General features: G+C 35.3%; 1 protein-coding gene. It reads left to right on the top strand.

From position 1 onward, the window contains the following. A partial coding sequence (locus tag R0K30_RS22230) for a hypothetical protein (RefSeq protein WP_410613041.1) occupies window positions 1–266 on the top strand: 266 nt, incomplete at both ends.

Consider the following 266-nt stretch of genomic DNA (forward strand, 5'->3'; position numbering starts at 1 on the left):
CCCTTGGTGCAGATAAAACGAATATAGAAAAGCCAACGGGCAAAACTGGCGTTGCTTTTGGCTTAATTGAATCACGAGAAGGCGGTAATATTAAGGTTATTGACCGTAATGTTAGTGGTGAGGATATTCGTTTTAAATATTATTTAGGAGAAAATAGGAAGGGTAAATTTAAACCTATTGTTGACCGCGAAAATAAGTTTAATGAATGGGTAGAGTTTATTGATGCGGGGTATCAAAAATTTGAACTTTATTACTCAGAACAACCT

It is taken from the genome of Bacillus sp. SIMBA_154, assembly GCF_046536015.1.
Classification (GTDB): domain Bacteria; phylum Bacillota; class Bacilli; order Bacillales; family Bacillaceae; genus Bacillus; species Bacillus pumilus_P.